This window comes from Streptomyces sp. NPDC031474 (assembly GCF_055581185.1).
In genome coordinates, this window is sequence record NZ_JBVIJX010000029.1 from 53,339 (window position 1) to 69,014 (window position 15,676).

General features: G+C 68.3%; 16 protein-coding genes. All 16 read right to left on the reverse strand.

Annotation, left to right across the window (positions count from 1 at the left end; translation table 11 throughout):
- Positions 1-67: 67 nt before the first annotated feature.
- On the reverse strand, positions 68-1,504 hold the full coding sequence (gene atpD, locus ACZ5SK_RS42520; RefSeq protein WP_319676024.1) for a F0F1 ATP synthase subunit beta: 1,437 nt from the start codon (positions 1,502-1,504) through the stop codon (positions 68-70).
- Complete coding sequence (locus ACZ5SK_RS42525; protein WP_334577184.1) at positions 1,504-2,424, reverse strand: F0F1 ATP synthase subunit gamma; 921 nt, start codon at positions 2,422-2,424, stop codon at positions 1,504-1,506. The genes atpD and ACZ5SK_RS42525 overlap by 1 nt, the downstream gene beginning before the upstream one ends.
- 21 nt (positions 2,425-2,445) lie before the next feature.
- Complete coding sequence (atpA, locus tag ACZ5SK_RS42530; RefSeq protein WP_079659514.1) at positions 2,446-4,035, reverse strand: F0F1 ATP synthase subunit alpha; 1,590 nt, start codon at positions 4,033-4,035, stop codon at positions 2,446-2,448.
- Positions 4,036-4,169: 134 nt separating this feature from the next.
- Positions 4,170-4,991 carry a F0F1 ATP synthase subunit delta gene (locus ACZ5SK_RS42535; RefSeq protein WP_334577185.1) on the reverse strand — a complete coding sequence of 274 codons (822 nt, stop codon included), beginning with the start codon at positions 4,989-4,991 and terminating at the stop codon, positions 4,170-4,172.
- The gene (locus tag ACZ5SK_RS42540) at positions 4,988-5,539 is read right to left on the reverse strand and encodes a F0F1 ATP synthase subunit B (protein ID WP_079659516.1); all 552 of its coding nucleotides are present in this window, start codon (positions 5,537-5,539) and stop codon (positions 4,988-4,990) included. The genes ACZ5SK_RS42535 and ACZ5SK_RS42540 overlap by 4 nt, the downstream gene beginning before the upstream one ends.
- 40 nt (positions 5,540-5,579) lie before the next feature.
- Entirely contained in the window at positions 5,580-5,825 is a 246-nt protein-coding gene (atpE, locus tag ACZ5SK_RS42545; RefSeq protein ID WP_067259277.1) for an ATP synthase F0 subunit C, read from the reverse strand.
- Positions 5,826-5,900: 75 nt separating this feature from the next.
- A complete protein-coding gene (gene atpB / locus ACZ5SK_RS42550; protein ID WP_334577186.1) occupies positions 5,901-6,710 on the reverse strand; it encodes a F0F1 ATP synthase subunit A in 810 nt (269 codons plus the stop codon).
- A 222-nt stretch (positions 6,711-6,932) separates the two neighbouring features.
- Positions 6,933-7,346 carry a hypothetical protein gene (locus ACZ5SK_RS42555; RefSeq protein WP_079659518.1) on the reverse strand — a complete coding sequence of 138 codons (414 nt, stop codon included), beginning with the start codon at positions 7,344-7,346 and terminating at the stop codon, positions 6,933-6,935.
- A 302-nt stretch (positions 7,347-7,648) separates the two neighbouring features.
- Positions 7,649-9,010 carry an MraY family glycosyltransferase gene (locus tag ACZ5SK_RS42560; protein ID WP_468418638.1) on the reverse strand — a complete coding sequence of 454 codons (1,362 nt, stop codon included), beginning with the start codon at positions 9,008-9,010 and terminating at the stop codon, positions 7,649-7,651.
- A gap of 174 nt (positions 9,011-9,184) precedes the next feature.
- Positions 9,185-10,423, reverse strand: coding sequence for a serine hydroxymethyltransferase (locus ACZ5SK_RS42565; RefSeq protein WP_334577188.1), 1,239 nt, complete (start codon positions 10,421-10,423; stop codon positions 9,185-9,187).
- A gap of 131 nt (positions 10,424-10,554) precedes the next feature.
- A complete protein-coding gene (locus ACZ5SK_RS42570; RefSeq protein ID WP_334577189.1) occupies positions 10,555-11,232 on the reverse strand; it encodes an arsenate reductase/protein-tyrosine-phosphatase family protein in 678 nt (225 codons plus the stop codon).
- On the reverse strand, positions 11,229-11,876 hold the full coding sequence (locus ACZ5SK_RS42575) for an L-threonylcarbamoyladenylate synthase (protein ID WP_319675503.1): 648 nt from the start codon (positions 11,874-11,876) through the stop codon (positions 11,229-11,231). Before ACZ5SK_RS42575 ends, ACZ5SK_RS42570 begins: the two co-directional genes overlap by 4 nt.
- Positions 11,877-11,929: 53 nt before the next feature.
- Positions 11,930-12,775: a peptide chain release factor N(5)-glutamine methyltransferase gene (gene prmC / locus ACZ5SK_RS42580; protein WP_334577190.1), complete on the reverse strand. Its 846-nt coding sequence runs from the start codon at positions 12,773-12,775 to the stop codon at positions 11,930-11,932.
- Positions 12,776-12,820: 45 nt separating this feature from the next.
- On the reverse strand, positions 12,821-13,897 hold the full coding sequence (gene prfA, locus ACZ5SK_RS42585; protein WP_334577191.1) for a peptide chain release factor 1: 1,077 nt from the start codon (positions 13,895-13,897) through the stop codon (positions 12,821-12,823).
- Positions 13,898-14,004: 107 nt separating this feature from the next.
- Positions 14,005-14,229: a 50S ribosomal protein L31 gene (rpmE, locus tag ACZ5SK_RS42590; protein WP_079659527.1), complete on the reverse strand. Its 225-nt coding sequence runs from the start codon at positions 14,227-14,229 to the stop codon at positions 14,005-14,007.
- Positions 14,230-14,381: 152 nt separating this feature from the next.
- Positions 14,382-15,518, reverse strand: coding sequence for an LCP family protein (locus ACZ5SK_RS42595; RefSeq protein ID WP_334577192.1), 1,137 nt, complete (start codon positions 15,516-15,518; stop codon positions 14,382-14,384).
- Positions 15,519-15,676: the final 158 nt, after the last annotated feature.

The window sequence follows — 15,676 nt, forward strand, 5'->3', positions numbered from 1 at the left end:
TTACAAGTCTAAGGGGCGTGAGTGAGGGGGCGGGACGCGCCCGCCCCCTCACAAGAACTCAGGGAGTTCAGGAGACGCCCAGCTCCTTGGCGTTGGCCTTCAGGTCCTCGATACCGCCACAGAGGAAGAACGCCTGCTCGGGGAAGTGGTCGTACTCGCCGTCGATGATCGCGTTGAACGCGGTGATCGACTCGTCCAGCGGGACGTCCGACCCGTCGACGCCGGTGAACTGCTTGGCGACGTGGGTGTTCTGGGACAGGAAGCGCTCCACGCGACGGGCACGGTGGACGGTGAGCTTGTCCTCCTCGCCCAGCTCGTCGATACCGAGGATCGCGATGATGTCCTGGAGGTCCTTGTACTTCTGCAGCACCGTCTTGACGCGCATCGCGGTGTTGTAGTGGTCCGCCGCGATGTAGCGCGGGTCCAGGATCCGGGACGTGGAGTCCAGCGGGTCCACGGCCGGGTAGATGCCCTTCTCCGAGATCGGACGGGAGAGCACCGTCGTCGCGTCGAGGTGGGCGAACGTGGTGGCCGGGGCCGGGTCGGTCAGGTCGTCCGCGGGGACGTAGATCGCCTGCATCGAGGTGATCGAGTGACCACGGGTCGAGGTGATGCGCTCCTGGAGGAGACCCATCTCGTCGGCCAGGTTCGGCTGGTAACCCACCGCGGAGGGCATCCGGCCGAGCAGGGTCGAGACCTCGGAACCGGCCTGCGTGAAGCGGAAGATGTTGTCGATGAAGAACAGCACGTCCTGCTTCTGCACATCGCGGAAGTACTCCGCCATGGTCAGACCGGCCAGGGCCACGCGCAGACGGGTGCCCGGGGGCTCGTCCATCTGGCCGAAGACCAGTGCGGTCTTGTCGATGACGCCCGAGTCGGCCATCTCCTCGATGAGGTCGTTGCCCTCACGGGTGCGCTCACCGACACCGGCGAACACGGAGACACCGTCGTGGTTGTTGGCGACGCGGTAGATCATCTCCTGGATGAGCACCGTCTTGCCGACGCCGGCACCGCCGAACAGACCGATCTTGCCGCCCTTGACGTACGGGGTCAGCAGGTCGATGACCTTGACGCCGGTCTCGAACATCTCGGTCTTCGACTCGAGCTCGTCGAAGCGCGGGGCCTTGCGGTGGATGGACCAGCGCTCGCCCTCGTAGGTCTCGTCGACGTTCAGCACCTCACCGAGGGTGTTGAACACCTTGCCCTTGGTGAAGTCGCCGACCGGGACGGTGATGCCCGTGCCCGTGTCGGTGACGGCGGCCTGGCGGACCAGACCGTCGGTGGGCTGCATCGAGATGGTGCGGACCAGGCCGTCACCCAGGTGCTGGGCGACCTCCAGGGTCAGCGTCTTCTTCTCGCCGGCGAGGGCCGGGTCGGCCACCTCGACGTGAAGGGCGTTGTAGATCTCCGGCATGGCGTCGACGGGGAATTCCACGTCGACGACCGGGCCGATGACCCGGGCGACGCGGCCCGTGGCAACGGCCGTCTCAACTGTCGTCGTCATTACCTGTCACTCCCCGCGGTCGCGTCGGCCAGGGCTGCGGAGCCACCGACGATCTCGCTGATTTCCTGGGTGATTTCGGCCTGGCGGGCCGCGTTGGCGAGGCGGGAGAGCGTCTCGATGAGCTCTCCGGCGTTGTCGGTCGCCGACTTCATCGCGCGCCGCGTGGCGGCGTGCTTCGAAGCTGCCGACTGGAGGAGAGCGTTGTAGACGCGGCTCTCCACATAGCGCGGCAGAAGGGCGTCGAGGACGTCCTCCGCCGAGGGCTCGAAGTCGTACAGCGGAAGGATCTCGCCCTTCGGCGCCGCGGACTCCGTCGCCACCTCGTCGAGGCTGAGCGGCAGCAGACGATCGTCGAGCGCCGTCTGCGTCATCATCGAGACGAACTCGGTGAAGACGATGTGGATCTCGTCCACGCCGCCGTCCGCCGTGTCCTTCTCGATGGCCTCGATCAGGGGGGCCGCGACCTTCTTGGCGTCCGCGTACGACGGCTCGTCCGTGAAGCCCGACCACGACTGGGCGACCGTGCGCTCACGGAAGTTGTAGTGCGCGAGACCACGCCGGCCGACGATGTACGTGTCGACCTGCCTGCCCTCGGCCTCGAGGCGCGCCGTCAGCTGCTCCGCTGCCTTGATGGCGTTGGAGTTGAAGGCGCCGGCGAGACCACGGTCGCTCGTCAGGAGCAGCACCGCGGACCGCACGACCGTCTCGGCCTGCGTGGTCAGCGCGTGCTTCGTGTTCGAGCCGGTACCGACCGCCGTGACCGCGCGGGTGAGCTCGGTCGCGTACGGCGCGGAGGCCGCCACCTTGCGCTGCGCCTTGACGACACGCGAGGCGGCGATCATCTCCATCGCCTTGGTGATCTTCTTGGTCGCGGTGACGGATCGGATGCGACGCTTGTAGACCCGGAGCTGGGCTCCCATGAGTCAGGTCCCTTCCTTACGTCACTTGGCCGCGGCCGGGGCGTCCTCGCCGAGAAGCTTGCCGTCCGAGGTCTCGAACTGCTTCTTGAACTCGGCGATCGCGTCGGCAACAGCGATGAGGGTGTCGTCCGACATCTTGGCGCCCTCCTTGATGGAGGTCATGAGGCCCTGCTCCTTGCGGTGCAGGTACTCCAGCAGCTCCGTCTCGAAGCGGCGGATGTCGGCGACCGGAACGTCGTCCATCTTGCCGGTGGTGCCGGCCCACACGGAGACGACCTGGTCCTCGGTCCGCATCGGCTGGTACTGCGGCTGCTTGAGCAGCTCGACCAGGCGCTGGCCACGCTCCAGCTGGGACTTCGACGCGGCGTCCAGGTCGGAACCGAAGGCGGCGAACGCCTCCAGCTCACGGTACTGGGCGAGGTCGAGGCGGAGCCGGCCGGACACCTGGCGCATCGCCTTGTGCTGGGCGGAGCCGCCGACGCGGGAGACCGAGATACCGACGTTCAGGGCCGGACGCTGGCCGGCGTTGAACAGGTCGGACTCCAGGAAGCACTGGCCGTCGGTGATGGAGATGACGTTGGTCGGGATGAACGCCGAGACGTCGTTGGCCTTCGTCTCGACGATCGGCAGACCGGTCATCGAGCCGGCGCCCAGGTCGTCGGAGAGCTTCGCGCAGCGCTCCAGCAGACGGGAGTGCAGGTAGAAGACGTCACCCGGGTAGGCCTCACGGCCCGGCGGGCGGCGCAGCAGCAGCGACACGGCGCGGTAGGCGTCGGCCTGCTTCGAGAGGTCGTCGAAGATGATGAGGACGTGCTTGCCCTCGTACATCCACTGCTGACCGATGGCCGAACCGGTGTACGGAGCCAGGTACTTGAAGCCGGCCGGGTCGGACGCCGGGGCGGCGACGATGGTCGTGTACTCCAGCGCGCCGGCCTCTTCGAGGGCGCCACGCACGGAGGCGATGGTCGAGCCCTTCTGGCCGATGGCGACGTAGACGCAGCGGACCTGCTTCTTCACGTCGCCGGAGCGCCAGTTGTCACGCTGGTTGATGATCGTGTCGACGGCCAGGGCGGTCTTGCCGGTCTGGCGGTCACCGATGATCAGCTGACGCTGACCACGGCCGATCGGGGTCATCGCGTCGACGGCCTTGTAGCCGGTCTCCATCGGCTCGTGCACCGACTTACGGGCCATGACACCCGGAGCCTGGAGCTCCAGGGCACGGCGGCCGGACGTCTCGATCTCGCCGAGGCCGTCGATCGGGTTGCCGAGCGGGTCGACGACGCGGCCGAGGTAGCCCTCGCCCACCGCGACCGACAGGACCTCACCGGTACGGGTGACCGGCTGGCCCTCCTCGATACCGCTGAACTCACCGAGGACGACGGCGCCGATCTCGCGCTCTTCCAGGTTGAGCGCGAGGCCGAGGGTGCCGTCCTCGAACTTCAGCAGTTCGTTGGCCATGGCCGAGGGCAGGCCCTCGACCTTCGCGATGCCGTCGCCGGCAAGGGTGACCGTACCGACCTCCTCGCGCGAGGCCGCGTCCGGCTTGTACGACTGGACAAAGTTCTCCAGCGCGTCCCGGATCTCCTCCGGCCGGATCGTGAGCTCCGCCATCTGGGTTCCCTGCTCTCCTTGTTGGGCCCGAAGTTTCACTTTGGGGGGATGGGGACTCCCCCCTGAAAGAGGTGAATCCTCTGCACGGCCCAACCAGGGCCGCCATCAGTTCGTACTGCGGTCTTGAGTTGCTGCTAGCTCGCCATGCGGCGGGCGGCGTCCTCGATGCGGTCCGCGAGGGAGCCGTTGATCACCTCGTCGCCGACCTGCACCCGGATCCCGCCGAGGACCTCGGGGTCCACGTCGAGATTGAGGTGCATCGAGCGGCCGTAGAGCTTCGCGAGGGCGGCGCCGAGGCGCTGCTTCTGCGGGTCGCTCAGCGGTACCGCCGAGGTGACGACGGCGACCATGCGGTCCCGGCGCTCCGCGGCGAGCTTGGACAGGGCCTCGAGGCCCGCTTCCAGGCTACGTCCCCGGGGCGCGGTCACGAGGCGCGTCACCAGTCGCTCGGTGGCCGCGTCGGCCCGGCCGCCGAGCAGGCTGCTCAGCAGCTCGCTCTTGGCCGAGACGGTGGCCTTCCGGTCGGTCAGTGCGGCGCGCAGCCCGGTGCTGGAGGAGACGATCCGCCCGAAGCGGAACAGCTCGTCCTCGACGTCGTCGAGCGTGCCGGCCTGCTGTGCGGCGGTGAGGTCGGCGATGTTCGCCAGCTCCTCCAGGACGTCCACCAGGTCGCGGGACTGCGACCAGCGGGAACGCACCGTGCCGGACACCAGATCGGCGGTGGTGGCGCTGATCTGGGCGCCGAGGAGGCGCTGGACCAGGTCGGCCTTGGCGTCGCCCGCCTGCGACGGGTCGGTGAGGACCCGGCGCAGGCCGACCTCGCGGTCGAGCAGCGCGGTGACGGCCGCCAGCTCGCCGGCCAGCTGCGCCGCGTCCACGGACGTGGAGTCCGTGAGCGCGTCGAGACGCTCACGGGCTGCTGCGAATGCCTCGCGGCTCGCTCCGTGTGCGGTCATCGAGACGCCTCGGCCTTCTCCTCGAGCTCGTCGAGGAAGCGGTCGATGACGCGGCTCTGGCGGGCGTGGTCCTCGAGGGACTCGCCGACGAGCTTGCCGGCCAGTTCGGTGGCGAGCTTGCCGACGTCCTGACGCAGCGCGGACGCGGCGGCCTTGCGGTCCGCCTCGATCTGGCTGTGTCCGGCGGCGACGATCTCCTCGCGCTGGCGCTGGCCTTCTGCGCGCATCTCCGTGATGAGCGCGGCGCCCTGCTCCTGTGCCTCCTGGCGCAGCCGCGCGGCCTCGTGACGGGCCTCGGCAAGCTGTGCCTTGTACTGCTCCAGAACGCTCTGAGCCTCGGTCCGAGCAATCTCGGCCTGTTCGATCCCGCCCTCGATGGCGTCGCGGCGCTCTTCCAGAACCTTGTTGATGTTCGGAAGGAGCTTCTTGCCCAGGACGAAGAACACGATCGCGAACGCGATCAGACCGATGACGAGCTCGGGGATCTCCGGGATCAGAGGATTCTGGGACTCCTCCTCAGCCGCGATTTGCAGCAAGGGCGAGATCACATCAGTTCCTTCCGTGGAATTCTCTCGTCGGCCGAGACCGTCAGGCAGACGGGTAGACGAAGCCCATGACCAGACCGATCAGGGCGAGCGCCTCACAGAGCACGAAGCCGAGGATCTGGTTCTGGCGGATGAGGCCGGCGGCCTCGGGCTGGCGGGCCAGCGCCTGGGTGCCGTTACCGAAGATGATGCCAACGCCGACGCCGGGGCCGATGGCCGCGAGACCGTAGCCGATGGCAGCGAGGTTGCCCTTGATTTCGACCGCGGCGAGGGTGTCGAGAGCGGACATGCCGTAACTTCCTTCTCTTTACACAGGCCGGTGGGGGTTGGCCACCGGAAGTTCAGGGGATGGTGATCTGCGTGCTCAGTGGTGCTCGGCGAGCGCGCCCTGGATGTAGCTGGAGGACAGGAGGATGAAGACGTAGGCCTGGAGGGCCTGGATGAACAGCTCGAAGACCGTCATCACGAGCACCATCAGGAACGAGACCGCCGAGTAGGCGATGCCGATGCCGTTGAGCAGGTACCAGGTTCCGATGGTGAAGATCAGGATCAGCACGTGGCCGGCGAACATGTTGGCGAAGAGCCGGACGGCGTGCGTGAAGGGCCGGATGAACACGTTCGAGAGGAACTCGAAGAACATGACCATCGGGAACACGGGGCCGAGCGAACGGTCGTAGCCGGTGATGTTCTTGAAGCCGCCGACGAAGCCGTGGCGCTTGAACGTGATGCTCATCCACACGACGTAGACGAGCGCGGCGAGACCGGCCGGGAAGGCGATGACCGCCGTGGCCGGGAACTGGGCGACCGGGACGATCGACCAGAGGTTCATGATCCAGATGAAGAAGAACAGCGAGAACATCAGCGGGACGTACTTCTCGCCCTCGCGCTTGCCGATCGTCTCGTAGACGACCCCGCGGCGTACGAAGTCGTAGCCGGCCTCGCCGATCATCTGGAGCTTGCCCGGGACCAGCTTCGGCTTGTTGAAGGCGGCCCAGAAGAATCCGATGACGAGGACGGTGCTCACCAGCGAGAGCAGCATCGGCTTGTTGAATTCGATGCCGCCGACGGTGAAGAGCGGCTCGAACATGAACGAGTGCAGGCCGGGGGTCGGGAAACCGCACCCGTCGAAAATATGACAGTCGGTCTCGAAGGCGAGCGTCTTGGCGTTACTCACCGCGAGCTCCTTCAGCGTGGCGCATGGGTACGGCAACCTCGATGTGTCGGCGCGGCCTGCGACCGCGGGACGGCACTGGACTGGACTTGCGGATAAGGGGGCGGCGACTGGGCTCCGAACCGTGAGACGTCACAGGCACGCTTGCCGCCCGCGCCAGCTCTGCCGCAGTTGTGGCGAGACCATAGCAAAAGAGCGGAAGTCCCTTTACACCGGCCCTACAGGTCACGACGACGTCCGAGCGGAATCCGGCTCGACGTAGAGGATCTTGGCTTTCATGTGCGAGCGCACCTGAGCCGCCATCCACACCAGGGTGGACGCGAGCAGCGTGAAGGCGAAGCATTTCGGGTTGAAGGCCGAGGTCCCCTTGAACGTGATCAGCACGATCATCAGCAGCAGGATCTGGGTGGTGTAGAGCAACAGCCCCATCGACTGGAACAGATGGGGAAGTTGGCGCGCGGTGCGCAGCAGCACCACCAGTCCGCCGCCCATGAACAGCAGCACGAGTACCGCGCCGAGCACGGCGCCGAGCGCTCCCTTGCCGCCGGCAACGGCGGCGCTCACCGCGACTCCCGCCGCACCCGCGAGCGCGGTGGGCAGGGCACAGTGCAGGAGCGTTCGTACGTCGTTGGACTGCATGGCGGCAACTCCGCATTCAAGGGGGGCAGGTGTCGTCATGGACGAGCGTAGTCCCGGCCCGAGGGGCGAGAGACCTCACGCCACCTCGCTCCGAAAGACCTGCGTACTGCGGCCCTTCGGCTCTATCCGGGGGTTCTCGTGAACCGTATCACAAACTATTTGATGAGGTCTTTACCTGGAAGGTGTGCCCGGTGTCACACATGAGAGTGACAGTGCGCGTCTGTGCAGGAACCGGGGGAGGTTGTCTGGTAATGGGGGACTTTGCCCCCTCCCGTTTCTCCCACGAGTTGGCAATGCTCTAGTCAGATTCTTACCTTGGAGCTGCGGCGGCCACCGATCGCGGTCGCCCCGTTGACCCTCGCCACAGCCACCCCGACCGGCGTCTGCTGCTCCTGCTCTTCCTGCTCGTGTTCCTTCTCTTCTTCCTTCTCCGGCTCCTCGGCGACGGCGGCCGGACAGAGCGCGGGCTGCCCCTGCGCGGCGGCCACGGCGGCACGACGGCGACGGTAGCGCGGCGGGACGAAGGCCTCGGCCCAGCGCGGCGCACGGGGCGTGAAGCGCGGCAGCAGAAGCAGCGCCAGCCCGATCGCACTGAGGAACACCACACCCAGCACGATCCACATGGAAGCCGAGTTGACCGAGTAGGCGAGCGCCCCGAACCCGATCAACGCCGACCAGAAGTACATGATCAGCACCGCGCGGCTGTGCGAGTGGCCGATCTCCAGCAGCCGGTGGTGCAGATGCCCGCGGTCCGCCGCGAACGGCGACTTGCCGCGCCAGGTGCGGCGCACGATCGCCAGGATCAGGTCGGCGGCCGGGATCGCGATGATCGTCAACGGCATCAGCAGCGGGATGTAGACCGGCACCATCTGGTGGACGGCGTTGCGCTCGGACCCGGAGAACAGCTTCATCACATCGGGGTCGACCTGGCCCGTCACGGAGATCGCGCCCGCGGCCAGCACCAGCCCGATCAGCATCGAGCCCGAGTCGCCCATGAAGATCCGCGCCGGATGCATGTTGTGCGGCAGGAAGCCCAGACACATCCCCATCAGGATCGCCGCGAACAGCGTCGCCGGAGCGGCGGCCTCGATGCCGTACGAGTACCAGATGCGGTAGGCGTACATGAAGAACGCGGCCGCCGCGATGCACACCATGCCGGCCGCGAGACCGTCGAGACCGTCGACGAAGTTGACCGCGTTGATGGTGATGACGACCAGGGCCACCGTCAGCAGCGTGCCCTGCCACTGGGTCAGCGCGACCGTGCCCACGGTCGGGATGGGCAGCCACAGGATCGTCAGACCCTGCATCACCATCACACCCGCGGCGATCATCTGCGCGCCCAGCTTGATCAGGGCGTCGATCTCGAACTTGTCGTCCAGGACGCCGATCAGCCAGATCAGCGCGGCCCCCGAGAGCAGGGCGCGCGGCTCGTTCGACTTCTCGAAGACCTCGTTGAGGTTGGTGAGATGGTCGGCGACCAGCAGACCGGCGCACAGCCCGAAGAACATGGCGATCCCGCCGAGCCGCGGAGTGGGTTCCCGGTGCACGTCACGGGCCCTGATCTCCGGCATCGCTCCGGCCACGATCGCGAACTTCCGTACCGGCCCGGTCAGCAGATACGTCACCGCGGCCGTGATGCAGAGCGTCAGCAGGTATTCACGCACAGGCTTCCCCACAGGTCTCGCTGGCCATCTCAGTCCCACACCCTAGCGATCGACTCCTACACGGCGCATATGTGTGAGGACTTCCGGGTAGTGACGATGGTTTCACGTGAGGCTGTGCGAAGCGGCGTACGGGGGGTGCGCCCCAGGGTGTGCACGGGGCGCGCCTACCCCGGTTCAGCCCGGATACGGCGGAAACGCCAGGCTCAGCTCGCGCACCTCGTCGCGGGCCTTCTTGCCCTCGATCTCCTCCCGCAGCACCCCCGCCAGCAGCGCCGCGACCCGGGTCATCTCCTGCTCCCCCATGCCCTGCGTGGTCACCGCGGCGGTGCCCAGACGCAGGCCACGGGCATGATCGTGCGGCAGCGCGCAGCAGTCCAGCACCATTCCGGCGGCCGCGAGCAGACCGCGCGCCACACGCCCGTCGACCCCGAGGGGCGCCGGGTCGGCGGTGATGAGATGGGTGTCGGTCCCGCCGGTCGTGACGATCAGCCCCTCCCCCTCCAGGGCGGCCGCGAGAACCCTCGCGTTGGCGACCACCTGATGGGCGTACGCCGAGAACGCCGGGGTTGCCGCCTCGCCGAACGCGACCGCCTTCGCGGCGATCGTGTGCATCTGCGCACCGCCCTGCGTGAACGGGAACACGGCCCGGTCGACCCGTTCGGCGAGCTCGCTCCCGCAGAGGATCATCCCGCCGCGCGGCCCCCGCAGCACCTTGTGCGTGGTGGCGCAGACGATGTCGGCGTACGGCACCGGGCTGGGCGCCGCTCCCCCGGCGACCAGGCCGATGGGGTGGGCGGCGTCGGCGATGAGATAGGCGCCGACCTCGTCGGCCACCTCCCGGAAGAAGGCGTGGTCGAGGTGGCGCGGGTAGGCGATGGAGCCGCACACGATCGCCTTGGGCCGATGGCTGCGGGCCAGCGTCCGCACCTGTTCGTGGTCGATGAGCCCGGTCTCCGCGTCCACCCCGTAGGGCACGAAGTCGAACCAGCGCCCGGAGAAGTTCGCCGGCGAACCGTGGGTGAGATGACCGCCGTAGGGCAGCCCGAGCGCGAGGACGGTGTCGCCGGGCCGCAGCAGCGCCGCGTAGGCGGCCAGCACGGCCGACGAGCCCGAGTGGGCCTGGACGTTGGCGTGCTCGGCGCCGAACAGCGCCTTGGCGCGGTCCACGGCGATGCGCTCCGCGACGTCCACGATCTCGCAGCCGCCGTGATAGCGGGCCCCCGGATACCCTTCCGCGTACTTGTTGGCGAGGGGCGAGCCGAGGGCGGCCAGCACGGCGGGCGAACTGAAGTTCTCCGCGGCCACCAATTGCAGCGTCGTCGCCTGCCGCTCCCGTTCCCCGAGCAGGATCTCGGCCAGCTCGGGGTCCTGCCGGCGCAGGACATCGGCCTCGGGGACATGGGTGACCGACATATGGCACTCCGGGCGTCGACGGTGACGTACGTCCAATGTAGGCCCGGGGAGGGTGAGGTGCGCGGCTTGTTGCACCCGAGCGCGCGGCCCGACCGACGCCGTCACCCGCCCGGAGCCCTCCCCGGCCCCCGTCAGGTGCGCGCCGGCACTCCCGTCAGTGCTGTCACCACCGGGTCCAGTGCCTGGTGTATTTCGTCACCGATCGAGCGGAAGAAGGGGAGGGGAGCGCCGTAGGGGTCGTAGACCTCGTCCGCTTCCAGGGTGGGGGCCAGGAGCCACCCGCGTAGCGCGGCCGCCGCGCGGACCAGGGCACGGGCGCGCATCACCACGCCCTCGTCGAGCGGGGGCAGCGTGGCGGGGTCGATGGCGTTCACCAGGCGGGTGAACTCCTTGAGGGTGAAGGTGCGCAAGCCCGCCGAGTGGCCCATGGAGATGACCTGGGCGCGGTGGTCGCGAGTCGCCGTCAGGACCAGATCGGCCATGATGACGTGCTCGTCGAGGAGCTCGCGGCCGGTGAACCCGGTCGCGTCCGCGCCGAAGTCGGCCAGCACGGTCTCCGCGTTGGCCTCCATCGGCGCGCCCTCGTGGCCCCAGGTGCCCGCGCTCTCCACGATCAGCCCGCCGCCCAGCACCCCGAGTCGCTGCGACACGAAATGCCTGGTCAGCCGCTCGGTGATGGGCGAGCGGCAGACGTTGCCGGTGCTGACGTGGAGGATGCGGAAGGTGTCGCGCGGAAACCCGAACGTCGTCGTCTGTTCCGCGGCACGTTCCCAGTTGCCTATGCCACGCCCCGCGTCAGGGGCTGTCAATTCGCCACCTCGAGGTCGGGTACGACCTTGCGCAGCTCGTCCGCGGAGATCGCGCCCGCACGCAGCAGCAGCGGCACCTCACGGCTGACGTCGACGATCGACGACGGGACGTTGCCGGGGGTCGGGCCGCCGTCGAGGTACACGGAGACGGAGTCGCCGAGCATCTCCTGCGCGTAGTCGCAGTTCTCCGGCGCCGGGTGGCCGGTGAGGTTGGCGGAGGACACCGCCATCGGGCCGACCTCCGTCAGCAGTTCGATGGCGACCGGGTGCAGCGGCATGCGCACGGCGACCGTGCCCCGGGTGTCGCCGAGGTCCCACTGCAGGGACGGCTGGTGCTTGGCGACGAGCGTCAGCGCGCCCGGCCAGAACGCGTCGACCAGCTCCCAGGCCAGCTCGGAGAAGTCCGTGACGAGGCCGTGCAGCGTGTTCGGGGAGCCGATGAGGACGGGGGTGGGCATGTTGCGGCCCCGGCCCTTGGCCTCCAGCAGGTCGGCGACGGCCTCCGAGGAGAACGCGTCGGCGCCGATGCCGTACACCGTGTCGGTCGGGAGGACCACGAGCTCGCCACGGCGGACGGCGGAGGCTGCCTCGCGCAGACCGGTCACGCGGTCGGTCGCGTCGTTGGTGTCGTATCGCCGTGCCATTTAGCGAGCCTCCTCGTACACGTACTGCTGCGGGTCGAACGTATGGGGCGCGCTCACGGCATCGCCCTGCGGGCGGTGGCGAAGCGCGGACGGTTGTTGAGGTCGGGGTGGTCGGCCGCGTCGGCCCAGCCCCGCTCCTCGGTGAAGATCCACGGCACCTGGCCGCCCTGTGTGTCGGCGTGCTCGATGACGACGACGCCGCCCGGGCGCAGCAGCCGGTGCGCGGTGCGCTCGATGCCGCGGATCAGGTCGAGGCCGTCCTCGCCCGAGAACAGGGCGAGTTCGGGATCGTAGTCCCGGGCCTCCGGCGCCACGTACTCCCACTCCGTGAGCGGGATGTACGGCGGGTTGGAGATGACCAGGTCGACCTGACCGTCGAGGTCGTGGAAGGCGTCCAGGGCGTCTCCCTGACGCAGGTCGACCCTGGACCCCTCCATGTTCTTCCGCGTCCAGCGCAGGGCGTCCTCGGACAGTTCCACGGCGTGCACACGCGAGCGCGGCACCTCCTGGGCGAGGGCGAGCGCGATGGCGCCGCTGCCGGTGCACAGGTCGACGATGCGGGGCTCGACGACGTCCATGGCGCGTACGGCGTCTATGGCCCAGCCGACCACGGACTCGGTCTCGGGGCGCGGCACGAAGACCCCGGGCCCGACCTGGAGCTCCAGATACCGGAAGAAGGCCCGCCCGGTGATGTGCTGCAGCGGCTCGCGCTGCTCACGCCGGGCGATGGTCTCCCAGTAGCGGGCGTCGAAGTCGGAGTTCTTCACGGAGTGGAGTTCACCGCGCTTCACGCCGTGCACGAACGCGGCGAGCTCCTCCGCGTCGTTGCGCGGCGAGGGCACGCCGGCGTCGGCCAGCCGCTGGGTGGCCTGGGCCACCTCTGCGAGCAGCAGGTTCACGCAAGTCCTCCGTGTCGTACTCGTCGTGCGTACGTCCTACAACGCTTACGCGGCTGCCAGCTTGGCGGCCGAGTCCGCGTCGACGCAGGCCTGGATCACCGCGTCGAGATCGCCGTCCAGGACCTGGTCCAGGTTGTACGACTTGAAGCCGACCCGGTGGTCCGAGATGCGGTTCTCCGGGAAGTTGTACGTGCGGATCTTCTCGGAGCGGTCGACGGTGCGGACCTGGCTGCGGCGGGCGTCGGCAGCCTCCCGCTCCGCTTCCTCCTGCGCCGCCGCGAGCAGCCTGGAGCGCAGGATACGCATCGCCTGCTCCTTGTTCTGCAGCTGACTCTTCTCGTTCTGACACGAGGCGACGACTCCGGTCGGAATGTGCGTGATGCGCACGGCGGAGTCGGTCGTGTTGACGGACTGCCCGCCAGGCCCGGAGGACCGGTACACGTCGATGCGGAGGTCGTTCGCGTTGATCTCGACCTCGACCTCCTCGGCCTCGGGGGTGACGAGCACACCGGCGGCGGAGGTGTGGATCCGGCCCTGCGACTCGGTCGCGGGCACCCGCTGCACCCGGTGCACGCCGCCCTCGTACTTCAGCCGCGCCCACACGCCCTGCCCGGGCTCGGTCGCGCCCTGCCCGCCCTTGGTCTTCACGGCGACCTGGACGTCCTTGTAGCCGCCCAGCTCGGACTCGGTGGCGTCGATGATCTCGGTCTTCCAGCCGACGCGCTCGGCGTAGCGGAGATACATGCGCAGCAGGTCGCCCGCGAACAGAGCGGACTCGTCACCGCCGGCGCCGGCCTTGATCTCGAGAATGACGTCCTTGTCGTCGGACGGGTCCCGGGGCACGAGCAGCAGCCGCAGCTTCTCGGTCAGCTCCTCGCGCTGCTTCTCCAGCTCCTTGACCTCGGCGGCGAAGTCGGGGTCGTCGGCGATGAACTCGCGGGCGGTCTCGATGTCGTCGCCGGTCTGCTTCCAGGAGCGGTACGTGCCGACGATGGGGGTCAGCTCGGCGTAGCGCTTGTTCAGCTTGCGCGCGTTGGCCTGGTCGGCGTGTACCGACGGGTCGGCGAGCTTCTTCTCCAGGTCGGCGTGCTCACCGAGCAGTTCCTCGACGGCCTCGAACATGGTGGGCTCCTGATGACGTACGTGGGGGAAGGACGGGCGACCAAAAACGCCGGTCCCGGTGTGCCCCTGGGCGGGGACACGACCGTGGACCGGCGAATTGGGGCTCGCTACTTCTTGGAGCCTGCGGCGGCCTTGCCGAAGCGGGCCTCGAAGCGGGCCACACGGCCACCGGTGTCGAGGATCTTCTGCTTGCCCGTGTAGAACGGGTGGCACTCGGAGCAGACGTCGGCGCGGATGGCACCGCTCTCGATCGTGCTACGGGTGGTGAACGACGCGCCACAGGTGCAGCTGACCTGCGTCTCGACGTACTCGGGGTGGATGTCGCGCTTCAAGGTGTCTCCTAGTTTCGGGAGGGCGCCGGGTCGCTGCCGCGGGATACGACATACGTGAACCGGAGCCGACGTACCAGTCTGCCAGCACTGGCCGCATCCCCCAAAACCGGGGGCGGGTGTCGTCTATTCCCCGGGGGTCCTCACGCATGACGTCACGACGTCACGACGCCCGCCGCCTCGCCCGTGGCGTTGCCTTCCGTGGCTGTCTTCGGGATGGCCCGGTCGTTCTTGAGGGCCGCCCAGACCTGCTTGGCCTTCGCCTCGGCGACGATGACCCGGTTGGGGTTGGACGGGTCGTACCGGACCGGCATCGTGACCATGTTCATGTTGGTCGAGCTGATGCCCTTGAGGCCGTTCGCGAAGGACATCAGGGAGTTCAGCGAACCTAGGTCGGAGTCGGTCGTGACGGCCTTGGTGGCGGTGTTGGCGAGGTCGTACAGCTTGGTGCCGCTGCTGAACAGGCCGATGTGCTTCACCTGGTTGACCAGGGCCTTGATGAACGCCTGCTGAAGCTGGATGCGGCCAAGGTCGGAGCCGTCGCCGACGCCGTGCCGGGTGCGGACCAGGCCGAGGGCCTGCTCGCCGGTGAGCGTGTGCGTGCCGGCCTTGAGGTTCAGATGACTGTCGGAGTCCTTGATGGCCCTGGTCGTGGTGACCTGGACGCCGCCGAGTTCGTCGATGAGCTTCTCGAAGCCCGAGAAGTCGACCTCCAGGTAGTGGTCCATACGGACGCCGCTGATCGACTCGACCGTCTTCACCGCACAGGCCGCGCCACCCGTCGAGTACGCCGAGTTGAACATGACGTCGGAGGCGGCGTCGTGGGTGACGCCCTTGGTGTCGGTGCACGAGGGGCGGTCTATGAGGGTGTCGCGCGGTATGGAGACCACGCTGGCCTTCTTGTGGCCCTCGTACACGTGGATGATCATCGCGGTGTCCGAGCGGGCGCTGCCGTCGTCGGTGCCGCCGCCGAGCTGCTTGTTGGCGCCGGAGCGGGTGTCCGAGCCGAGGACCAGGATGTTCTCGGAGCCGTTGTCGACCTTGGTCGGCCGGTCGGTGCCCAGCGCCTGGTCGATGTCGACGCTCTTGATGTTGCCGTTGAGCTTGAAGTACAGGTAGCCCATCCCCGTGCCGCCCAGCACGACGATGCCCGCTGCCGTCCACGCGGCGATCAGCAGCCCCTTGCGCCTGCCCCGCTCCTTGCGGTGGCGCGGACCGTTGCTGCCGGCCGCCCCGCTCGTCGTGCCGGCCTCACCCGGTATGCCGGGCTCCGGCGTGCTCTCGGCGGACACATCGCTCCTCTGTTGTCGCGCAACCTCACCATCGTCACTCCGCCAGGTCAGACGGGGAAACTCGGGACAGGGTTGCACAACGCTGTGTGCCCGGTCCGGGACGGACCGGGCACACAGCGTGACGCGGGTGAGCGAGGAGTACCCCGCTCACCTGCGAT

Coding starts and splice junctions, on each gene's coding strand:
- atpD (WP_319676024.1), bottom strand. CDS start 1,504: ATGACGACGACAGTTGAGACGGCCGTTGCCACGGGCCGCGTCGCCCGG.
- ACZ5SK_RS42525 (WP_334577184.1), bottom strand. CDS start 2,424: ATGGGAGCCCAGCTCCGGGTCTACAAGCGTCGCATCCGATCCGTCACC.
- atpA (WP_079659514.1), bottom strand. CDS start 4,035: ATGGCGGAGCTCACGATCCGGCCGGAGGAGATCCGGGACGCGCTGGAG.
- ACZ5SK_RS42535 (WP_334577185.1), bottom strand. CDS start 4,991: ATGACCGCACACGGAGCGAGCCGCGAGGCATTCGCAGCAGCCCGTGAG.
- atpE (WP_067259277.1), bottom strand. CDS start 5,825: ATGTCCGCTCTCGACACCCTCGCCGCGGTCGAAATCAAGGGCAACCTC.
- ACZ5SK_RS42555 (WP_079659518.1), bottom strand. CDS start 7,346: ATGCAGTCCAACGACGTACGAACGCTCCTGCACTGTGCCCTGCCCACC.
- ACZ5SK_RS42565 (WP_334577188.1), bottom strand. CDS start 10,423: ATGTCGGTCACCCATGTCCCCGAGGCCGATGTCCTGCGCCGGCAGGAC.
- ACZ5SK_RS42575 (WP_319675503.1), bottom strand. CDS start 11,876: ATGGCACGGCGATACGACACCAACGACGCGACCGACCGCGTGACCGGT.
- prfA (WP_334577191.1), bottom strand. CDS start 13,897: ATGTTCGAGGCCGTCGAGGAACTGCTCGGTGAGCACGCCGACCTGGAG.